General features: G+C 39.7%; 10 protein-coding genes and 1 pseudogene. 3 read left to right on the top strand and 8 right to left on the bottom strand.

What is annotated here, in order from left to right; all coding sequences use genetic code 11:
• The first annotated feature begins 32 nt into the window (after positions 1–32).
• Complete coding sequence (locus FC36_RS08865) at positions 33–695, top strand: 5-methylcytosine restriction system specificity protein McrC (protein WP_082614607.1); 663 nt, start codon at positions 33–35, stop codon at positions 693–695.
• Between the two features lie 19 nt (positions 696–714).
• Here FC36_RS08865 and FC36_RS08860 read toward each other — a convergent pair whose 3' ends face one another.
• The 4 genes and pseudogenes from FC36_RS08860 to FC36_RS08845 all read right to left on the bottom strand — a co-directional run bounded on the left by FC36_RS08860 (position 715) and on the right by FC36_RS08845 (position 3,740).
• A complete protein-coding gene (locus FC36_RS08860) occupies positions 715–996 on the bottom strand; it encodes a hypothetical protein (RefSeq protein ID WP_025021524.1) in 282 nt (93 codons plus the stop codon).
• A 127-nt stretch (positions 997–1,123) separates the two neighbouring features.
• Positions 1,124–1,972 (bottom strand): annotated as a pseudogene (locus tag FC36_RS08855) (threonine/serine exporter family protein); the annotation flags it as partial.
• Between the two features lie 32 nt (positions 1,973–2,004).
• On the bottom strand, positions 2,005–2,925 hold the full coding sequence (gene cysK / locus FC36_RS08850; RefSeq protein ID WP_035188932.1) for a cysteine synthase A: 921 nt from the start codon (positions 2,923–2,925) through the stop codon (positions 2,005–2,007).
• Complete coding sequence (locus FC36_RS08845; protein ID WP_056986853.1) at positions 2,922–3,740, bottom strand: homoserine O-acetyltransferase/O-succinyltransferase family protein; 819 nt, start codon at positions 3,738–3,740, stop codon at positions 2,922–2,924. Before FC36_RS08845 ends, cysK begins: the two co-directional genes overlap by 4 nt.
• Positions 3,741–3,887: 147 nt before the next feature.
• Here FC36_RS08845 and FC36_RS08840 point away from each other — a divergent pair, with 147 nt between their 5' ends.
• Entirely contained in the window at positions 3,888–5,081 is a 1,194-nt protein-coding gene (locus FC36_RS08840; RefSeq protein WP_025021523.1) for an acetate/propionate family kinase, read from the top strand.
• A gap of 844 nt (positions 5,082–5,925) precedes the next feature.
• Here the strand turns inward: FC36_RS08840 and FC36_RS08835 are convergent.
• Both FC36_RS08835 and FC36_RS08830 read right to left on the bottom strand, forming a co-directional pair.
• Positions 5,926–6,549, bottom strand: a complete 624-nt coding sequence (locus tag FC36_RS08835) for a MarC family protein (RefSeq protein WP_025021245.1) — start codon at positions 6,547–6,549, stop codon at positions 5,926–5,928.
• 92 nt (positions 6,550–6,641) lie between these two features.
• A complete protein-coding gene (locus FC36_RS08830) occupies positions 6,642–7,337 on the bottom strand; it encodes a CPBP family intramembrane glutamic endopeptidase (protein WP_025021244.1) in 696 nt (231 codons plus the stop codon).
• Between the two features lie 462 nt (positions 7,338–7,799).
• Between FC36_RS08830 and proC the strand changes: the two genes are divergently transcribed.
• On the top strand, positions 7,800–8,582 hold the full coding sequence (gene proC / locus FC36_RS08825; RefSeq protein ID WP_056986856.1) for a pyrroline-5-carboxylate reductase: 783 nt from the start codon (positions 7,800–7,802) through the stop codon (positions 8,580–8,582).
• A 198-nt stretch (positions 8,583–8,780) separates the two neighbouring features.
• On the opposite strand, the gene FC36_RS08820 is transcribed toward proC, so the two are convergent.
• Positions 8,781–9,212, bottom strand: a complete 432-nt coding sequence (locus FC36_RS08820; protein ID WP_025021243.1) for an Rrf2 family transcriptional regulator — start codon at positions 9,210–9,212, stop codon at positions 8,781–8,783.
• 67 nt (positions 9,213–9,279) lie between these two features.
• Entirely contained in the window at positions 9,280–9,885 is a 606-nt protein-coding gene (locus tag FC36_RS08815) for a nitroreductase family protein (RefSeq protein ID WP_023860234.1), read from the bottom strand.
• Between the last annotated feature and the right edge of the window lie 188 nt (positions 9,886–10,073).

Here is a 10,073-nt window from a genome sequence, read left to right as displayed (position 1 = left end):
TGGAGCTTATATCCCCCCACTAAAGTAGGGGGATTTACGCTCCTTTTTCATTAAATCAAAGTCAAGATTTTTACCGAGTTTCTTTGGATCAAAGTATTCAAACTAACCTCAAAAAGCCGGTCAACCATGCTTTCTACACGGAATACCGGCAACTTCAATTATTATGCTTACTGATTTTACAGCAGGAAAAACACGGCTTAAATTCGAGTCCAAATAAGGTGTACGGCATTTTATTTGATGTCGCCTGGCTATGGGAAGAGTACCTCTACTTAATTCTAGCTGATTTAGACTTTCAGCACCCCCAAAATAAACAGCGTAGCGATGGTGTTTTGCTCTATCAAAAAATGTACGGAAAGCATCGAAATCGTACGGTCTACCCTGACTTCTACCATCCTGACGGTCTCGTACTCGATGCGAAGTACAAACGTGCTGACCATGGGATCCAACGAAATGATCTCTACCAGATTATCACCTATAGCCATATCCTAAATGCTAAAACTGCTGGAATTATTTTTCCAAGCTTAAGTCAGCATCAATACGATATCTTGGGTGACTTGGCTGGCTTGGGTGGTCAAATTTTTAAACTCGGTTTTCAAATTCCGCAAGAAGCTCCCAACTATGCTGCTTTCGTTCAGACTATGGTAGCCAGTGAAAAGCAAGTCAAAAATCACCTTCAGAACTTTTTGGAGCAGTGAGCCCTGGGCTGACTGCTTTTTAGATAATTCTAGCCAAGACTTCCCACAAACTCTCATCACCGTAGATTTCCAAATCTCCCCCATCCCAAATTTGAAAAATTATCTCATCGGCATAAATCGCCTCAAAATTTTGCTTGGTTGGTGCCACCTGCGCTTGCGCATACTCCAAAATATCACCTGTTTCATAGGCACGGTTGAGATTTTCGACCAGAGACCGACTTGCAACTAATTCTGTAACGGTTGTGACATGGTATTGTTTTAACAGTCCGGAAAGTTTGGCTGTCACTAATTGATTAATCATTTTTATCACCTCGAAGATCTCGATCTTACGATCATTTTGGACTTTTGGCAAGTAAAATATTACGACATTCTTCAAAGCATAGTCAAAAAGTCCATCTAGTTTTCATGCCTAGATGGACTTTTGTAATTTATTTCATTCGTTGTTTGGTAAAGTAGTCCAGCGGAATTTGTTGGACAATACTTATGGCAATTGCGATGGTAAAGGCCGTGATAAAGCAACTGCGCATATATGTCAAAGCCAAGTTATCCATCCCCGTAATTAGAAAGTAAATGGCCCGGTAAAAGCCAAGTCCCGGAATCAAGGGAAAGATACTGGTTGACAGGAAAATGGTCATCGGTGATTTACGCTTGGCTGCCAAGACTCGAGAAAAGAAAGCCACAAATAAGGCCGGAAAAAGGACCGCCATAGCTTCGATTTCCGTCATTTGATTAATAAACAAATATAAGAACCAAGACAAGGCTCCCAGAATTCCCAAATCCCCAAAGTAACGCTTAGGCACATGGTATAAAAGCGAAAAAGCTATGGTACCGACACCAGCCATAATCACTTTCACCAGTCCTTCCCACCAAGTATGAGTGACATTGGAAAAAGGTGTTGTCATTTGTTCAGCAAAAGGCAACAGCGCAATTGTTGCGGCAATCCCCACTGAAATGGAAAAACAAGTTAATAACGCCGACATTAAGAGCGATAACCCGGTAGAAAAATTATTTTGCGAAAATTCCCGCACCGAATTTACAAAGAAGGCTCCGGGAACCAGTACCATCAAAGCTCCCAGGATAATCAAACTACGGTGTTGCCCTAGACCAAGCGCATATAAAACATTGGCCGTCAAAGCAATGGCTGCACTTCCCATAATGGTTAAAAGAAAGCCGGTATGAATCTTAGAGCCAATTAGCTGAAAAACCAAACCAGCCACCAGTCCACTCAAGGCCGACGCTAGCGAATCTGACCAGGAACTCCCTAAGGCCAAAGAAAAGCCCACCATTTACCATGATGAGCTTTTGAAAATTAATCAGCTAATTGAATTAAGTCAGTAGATAAGTAACGATCCCCACCATCAGGCGCAACCGTCACCACAATGTGATTAGGGCCAAGTTTTTTGGCAAGTTTTAAGGCTCCGTAAATGTTGGCCCCAGCAGAAATTCCTGGTAAGAAACCTTCCTTAGCGGCAGTTTGTCGCGCGGTTTCTAAAGCATCTTCACTGGCAACTTCAACCACCCCGTCATATAAGTCACGGTCTAAAACTTCAGGAATAAAGCCGGCTGAAATCCCTTGAATCTTATGCTTGCCCGCTACGCCATCTTTTAAGAGTGGTGATTCAGCTGGCTCAAGGGCGTAAACCTTAGTGTTAGCATTTTTAGCCTTGAGGGTGTGACCTACCCCGGTTAAAGTCCCACCAGTCCCGACGCCAGCAACGAAGGCATCAATTTCGTGACCCGCTAGGTCTTCCAAAATTTCTTGCCCGGTAGTTACTTCGTGAATACTTGGGTTAGCAGGGTTTTCAAATTGCATGAGCATGAACCAACCATTTTCCGCAACTAATTCCTTCGCCTTAGCGATAGAACCTTTCATTCCGTCAGCCCCTGGTGTTAAGACTAATTTAGCGCCGTAACCAGCCATCAGTTTACGCCGTTCCACACTCATAGTTTCTGGCATTACGATAACTACTTTATAGCCTTTAGCGGCCCCAAGCGCAGCCAAACCAATGCCGGTATTCCCGGAAGTTGGTTCTACAATCGTACCTCCAGCTTGAAGTTGACCAGCTTTTTCGGCAGCTTCAATCATGGCCAAAGCAATCCGGTCTTTAACTGAGCCTGCTGGGTTGAAGAATTCTAACTTTACATACACATCCGCAGAGTCCGCTTCTGTGTGTAGTTTATATAAAGGTGTCTTGCCGACTAGTTCGGTTACTGATTGATAAATTGTCATACTTTTTCCTCTTTTCTGCGAGCAACCAGGTCCAACCAATTCTGAAAGAAGATTCTTTGCGTTTCTTCCCAGCTAAAATCTGGTTGGGCTTGGTTAGTTTCATCTAAATAATAATGTTGTGGTCGAGCTAGCAGGGTTCTTTGAGCAACTTTAGCCTGCCATTCCCGCTGATACTCTTCTTTTAAGGCATTACGCCCGTATTCTAAGTGTGCGAATAAAAAGGTACGGTGCTTAGCCGGATGCGTAAACAAGAACAAATGCCCCGTTTGACTGCGAGCAATCTCTTGCGCTCCGCCAGCCACTATGGCTTGCCCATCCATTTCGGCATACCGAGCATGAGGCGCCAAAAAGCCATCTGCCAAACCCGTGAGTAACGGACTAGACCGCAAAATCTTTTGTGGGTAAACGCCAAAAACTTTTTCTGAGAGATCATGTTTCTGACTGCCATAAAAATAATGACTGGCCACCATCGCCCCCCAACAGAGATAAAACTGTTCGATTTGATGGGTAGCAAGAAACTCCATTAAGTCAACCACTTCTTGATAATAAGTCACGTCCTCAAAGGCTAAATGTTCCAACGGTGCCCCGGTAATTAAAAAGGCATCCATATCCTTGACACGCGATAAATCTAAGGGTGCCATCATAGCTGCAACTTCTGCAGGCACCTGGCGACCCGTATAGTGAGTTTGCGGATAAAAGAAGGTCAGCTCTACCGGATAATCCTGGCTTAAGACCCGTCGTATCCGCCGGATAGTGGCTGCCTTATCATGCATAATATTTAAAATTCCAATCCGCAAACAGGTTTTATTTTTCATTGAATGGTACACCACTTCCTCGTTGAATACGTTATCAGAGTAAACCTTTACTTATTAATTGTCAACAACTTTAAACAAATCTTATTGAATACGTTTTCAAAAACGGTTATAATAAGCATGGTAATAAATTACGAGGGGCGTTTTTTTATGAAGAAAATTTTATCAGTCAACGCAGGCAGTTCTAGCCTTAAATTTAAAATTTTTGCAATGCCGGCAGAAACCGTCATTGCATCCGGAAAATTTGAAAGAATTGGAATTGAACACCCTTTGGTTGAAATTAAGTATGGTGACGGACAAAAATTCTCCGAAGAGGCTAAGGTTAAAAACCATTCCGAAGCAGTGCAAATCCTACTTGATAAACTACTCGACTTAAAAATCATTGCTAGCTACGATGAAATTTCAGGTGTAGGACATCGTGTTGTGGCTGGAGGCGAATTTTTCAAAGAATCCGTAGTCGTTGATACCAATAACGAACGGCTTATTGAAAAGACTTTTGAATTAGCACCTTTGCACAATCCAGCCAACCTCATGGGGATTCGCGCTTTCAAGCAAGCCCTTCCCCACGCAGTAGCGGTAGCGGTCTTTGATACGGCCTTCCACCAAACGATGCCGGAAGAAAACTATCTCTATGCTGTGCCATATAAATGGTATGAAAATTATAGTGTACGTCGTTATGGCGCCCACGGGACGAGCCACCGCTACGTTGCTTCAGTCGCTGCGGACATGTTAGGCAGACCTTTGGAAGATTTGAAGTTAATTTCCTGTCACCTTGGGGCCGGGGCTTCCATTTGTGCTATTAAAGACGGCAAGTCCTTCAACACTTCCATGGGCTTTACACCTTTAGCTGGAGTAACCATGGCCACCCGTTCCGGGGATGTTGACTTCTCTGCAGTCGCCTACATGATGCGTAAACTCAAGGTTAAAAACGTCAGTCAAATGGTTGAGACCTTAAACCACGAATCTGGGATGTTAGGAATTTCTGGCAAATACTCCGACAGCCGTGACATCTTAGAAGCCGCAGAAGCTGGAGACCACCGGGCTTACCTGGCCAATGAAATTTTCGAACGTAGCGTTATTGACTACATCGGACAATACACCTTCGAGATGGGTGGGGTCGATGGGATCATCTTTACCGCTGGTATTGGGGAAAATTCTCAGGAAACTCGTGAAAGTATTGTTAGGAAGCTCGCTTTCTTAGGTATTAATCTTGACAAAGTAAACAACCAAACGCGTGGCAAGAATACCTTCATTTCAACTCCTGACTCTAAGGTAAAAGTCATGCGCATCATGACCGATGAAGAACTTCTCATTGCCCGCGATACTTTCAACTTAGCTAAATAAGCCAATAGGCGCCCACTAGCCAAATCGGTTAGCGGGCGCCTATTTATAATATCCTTTTATATCTTTAATGAACTTTTAGTTTATTATTATATAAAAAGTACATCTATCCGTTATTACTGGAAAATTTCAAAATTTGCTAAAAAATTCACAAGCATCTTCTTAGAGTACACTAGCCCTTCAAAAGCCTATAATATCAGCTTTAATTTTTCTATAAGACTCTTTTGTTGTAAGTGTCTTACAAAATTTTCTCTAATCAGCTGCTGAGAGACGCATTCTCCGCACAATTTTTGACAAAAAACACATCTATGTACTTAAAATTTCGAAGCTATAATTGGATTTTTTAATGCCCGTATAATTTAATTTCTCGATTATTTTTGTCAACAGTTAAAATTATATACCTATATTCCATAATCAATAAATTATAACTTATTCAGTTTTATACGTATAAATATATGTATACGTAATTTTGTACGTACATTTATACATATGCATATAATGATTTATATAACAGCGTTTATATCAAATAAATTAATTAGACATCATGTAAATTCAAATATATCTATAAATAACGATAATCAAAAAATTATCTAATTTGAAAAACTAAAAAATATTTTATCACCTTTAATATTATTAATTTATTATCTTAATATAATAAATTAAAATTGAAACAAAAACGTGGCATAAAAAATAAATATTATGATAATAATTAACAGCCTAAAAAGGTTGATTTTATAAAGTTTTTAAATTCAAAACAGTTTTAGACCTTTATTAAGCCCACTATTTCAACAAAAACAGTGCCTAAAACAAAAAAAGACTAGATTTCCGCGGAAATCTAGTCAAAATTTTAATTTAAAATTTTGAAAGCTGCTTTGAGCCCTGCAAATAACATATCCGTCCCAATTACCGCTAAAATTAAGCCCATCAAGCGAGTGATTACAGCCAACATATTTTCACCTAACTTCTTAACAATTATTTCTCCATAAACAAATAAAAAGTACGTCAACAAAGCCAATAAAATAAAAGAAAACACCACAATTAAAGGATTATAACGGTTGGCTAAATTCATTGCCGTAGCAATCGTTCCCGGCCCCGCTAAAATAGGCATCGCCAAAGGTGTAATCGCCACCGACATTTCTTGTTCTAAATTAGGATGTTTGGGGTCCACATTGTGTTGAAGACTGGATGATTTTCCCTTTAACATGTCATAACCAATAATAGCAATAATAATTCCTCCGATACTGCGAAGAGCAGCTAAATCAATTCCAAATAAAGTAAAGATTTCTTTACCACCAAAGGTAAATAAAATGACAATAATTGTTGCAATAGTCAAGGCTTTACGTGCCACTGCATGGCTAACTTTATCCTCATCACTTGCAGTTAAAGAAATAAAAACTGGTAAATTCCCAATTGGGTTCAAAATAGCAAAAAAAGCCATCAAAACCACTGGAATACTCGCTAAATCTCTCATCTTAATCCACCCCCTTCACCTTAATTGTAAGCCTTTTCTAAAGTTATCACAAGCCTAAAAAGCCCTTAGACTTACATCCAAGGACTAGAAATTTAGGCCATCAATTTAAAAATCAAAAGTGCAACCGCCCCAATCAAACTTTGAGCATTAAACAAGAAATGGGCTAAAATTGGAAGCCAAATATTTTTCCGCCACATATACAAAAGTGTAAAAATCATCCCCGCTAAGGCATAAGGTCCTGTAGCTAGAAAGCTTCCCCCAAAATTATAATAGTGAGACATTGCAAATAAAAGATTAGTTACCACAAATAAAATACAAAACAAACCACGACTATCTTTATATTTGTAGAGCATATCGTGACGAAAAGCAATCTCTTCAAAAACTGCAATCATTACACTCACCAATCCAGTATAGCAATTAGCTAAAATTCCAGATAACGTGGCAATAGGTGGCATGATCTCCTTTAGCGGATGGGCAGGTAAAAATTGATTGAAAAATTTTCGTGCCACAACAACTACTAGCATGACAATAACCACCGTTATAAACGATAACAAAAGGTTTAACCAGATATGCTGCTTAAATTCTCGCCACTGTTTTTGCAAATAAGTTTTATATTTAGTGACTTCGTATGTAAATAGGGCAATAAACCAAAGCGAACCGATTAAGGCATAAAGATAACCATTATTACCTGCTAATTTACGTGCTAGCGTAACTGCTAAAAGTGTCCCAATAACATTGACTAAGACCGCCCAGAAAAATTGACGGTCTAAACGTTTACTAAATTCCATTAATATTTCACCTCGTAACTTGATAATATCAGGAAAACATCTTACGTACAATATTATATTGCAATAACTATATACCAAAAAAATTGACCCCCAAAACTCAGGAACTCCCTTTGCACCGGTTGGTCAATGGTATCAAAGTATTCCTTGGCCCCTTAAAACTTATCAGCCAGGTCATTATAAGTTGACGGTAACGGTAAACCCTACCAAAAAATCAATCGCACTTATAATCTACAAGTTAATCATCACGATGTCACCAACTATCAAAAAGCTAGCGGTACCAAAAATGTTGCTAAAACTAACTGGGTTTTAGTCGGTGCTGTAATTATCCTTGCAGTCTTAGTAATTGTCTTACTTGGCATTTTGCTTAAGCATACGCACAAGGATAAATAAATTAAGTTAACTTTTCGAGGTTTAGTTTTGCTATAATAGATTTAACATGATAGAAAGTGAGCGATGATGTCAATGAATATCGGATTTATCGGACTTGGAAATATGGGAGGCGCCGTAGCCAAAGCAGTCAATCAAGTGGATGATACCAACTTATTGTTATCTAATTATAACCCCACAAAAGCTCATGCTCTCCAACAACAAATCGGAGGGCAACTTCTTAGTAATAAGGAAATTATGACTCAGGCACAGGTAGTTTTTCTGGGAGTTAAACCTCATCAATTAAGCTCCCTTTTAGATGATTTAAAAGGTCAAGCTACTCCCGCCGACCAGACCATCATTTCTATGGCTGCAGGCGTAAACTTAGCTGATTTAACAGAAATGCTACCAAATAAGCCAATCATTCGGATGATGCCTAATACCCCCGTAGAAATCGGGCAAGGGATGACGACTTATACTACCTTAGATGGGCAAGCTAGTCCGCTCTTCGAAGATTTAATGGTTTATGCGGGGCAAGTAACCTTTACCCCAGAAAGCTTAATGGATGCAGCTACTGCTATCGCGGGGTGTGGACCAGCTTTTGTTTACCAATTTATTGAAGCCCTGGCGGATGCCGGAGTACAAAATGGACTTAGCCGTCAAGTAGCACTTAATCTTGCAGCCCAAACCGTTGCTGGCTCCGCTCAAATGGTAAGTCAAACCAAAAAACATCCCGCTCAACTTCGTGATGAAGTAACCTCACCTGGTGGCTCTACTATTGCCGGAGTAGTCGCTTTAGAAAAGCATGGTTTCCGTTACGCTATTATCTCCGCCATTAACAAGGCCCTCAAAAAAACTAAGAAACTAGGTAAAAACTAATCTAATAACCTTAAAGTCCCCCTTAGCTATCAAGGGGGGCTTTGCTTTAAAAATCATTGAGGGCTTTTATTTGTTGACCAACATCATTAAAATAACCAAATAGTAAAAAGCCTTAGGAAATCAACGTTTTTAGAACGTAATTTCCTAAGGCTTTTTATTTATGAGACTTTTTTCTAGCCTCTTTAGAGTAACTATCATCTACTCTACATGTTGAGCAATATCGTCTTTAGTTTCAGCAACTAACTGCGCGATTGTTATCTGTTTCATTTGGATTTCTGCTTCAATTTGGATTTTTTGGTAGTGCTTTTCCAAGACGTTGGGAAAGGCAATTCCTACCGAGCATTCTTGAGAAGTCCGATAATCAACTTTGAGTAAAGTATCCCCAGAATTAATCGCCTTATAGACATCATGAACGGTAATTTCTTCAGGACTACGTGTGAGCGTCGCGCCTGCCACTCCGCGTCTTGAACAGAGAAGTTCCGCCTTACGTAGTTGTCCTATCATTTGTCGTACTAAAGAGGGATTGCTATTGAGGCTAGAAGCTAGTCTTTCACTTGTAATAACCTCTCCATGGTGGATTTCCAAGTAAACCAAAATTTGCAATAAATCGCTCAAACGGTTATTTGCCATAGTCATCACCTCATATCCCGCTCATTATAACACGCCCAAAATAAGAAAAGTAGACTTATTTAGATAATTAAGCACCAAAAACCTTAAAGCGGTCAGCATCTGCCATATATTCTTTATCGCCGGCTGGAGCTTCGATCGAACCAAACGGCATTTGAGCGCGTAACTTCCAACTTGCTGGAATATCAAATTCCTTAGCAATTTCAACATCAATTAATGGGTTATAGTGTTGTAAGGAGGCCCCCAAGCCTGCAGCAGTTAAGGCTTCCCAAACAGCTTGTTGCGCCCCTCCAAGACCTTGTTCAGCCCAATCAGCAAAGTTATCTGCGTATAATGGGAAGTCTTTTTCTAATTGTTCAACAGTTGCAGTTTCGGTGAAATAAAGCACCGTTCCAAAACCGGCCTTGAAAGTATTGATTTTTTCCGTTGTCTTGGCGAAAGCTTCTTCACTCACAGCCACCTTCTTTAATTCGGCTAAGACAATATCCCAAACCTTATCAGAAGCTTCACCAAAAGTTACCACAGCACGAACTGTTTGACTGTTGAAAGCCGTGGGTGAAAGTTTAACAGCTTCCTTAATCAAATCAGCTATTTCAGCCTTACTCTGAGAAACATTCTTACCTAAAGCGTAGATAGTGCGACGGTTAGCTTGAATTTCAGTAAATTTATTTGACATAATTAGTTACCTCTTTGTTGTTATATTTTTTATTACTTGTTCTATGAATTCAATATAGCATTTTACCTACAAAAAGTAAACTAATATTTGTAACTTTTTTTGTAACAAGTTTTAAAAACTATTAAAAATGCCGTCATATCAAGAATGACGACATCGAATTTAACGACCTATTTTTTTAGTATAAACTA

Source organism: Ligilactobacillus equi DSM 15833 = JCM 10991 (assembly GCF_001435735.1).
GTDB classification, from domain to species: domain Bacteria; phylum Bacillota; class Bacilli; order Lactobacillales; family Lactobacillaceae; genus Ligilactobacillus; species Ligilactobacillus equi.
This window is presented reverse-complemented; position numbering and strand designations above follow the sequence as displayed.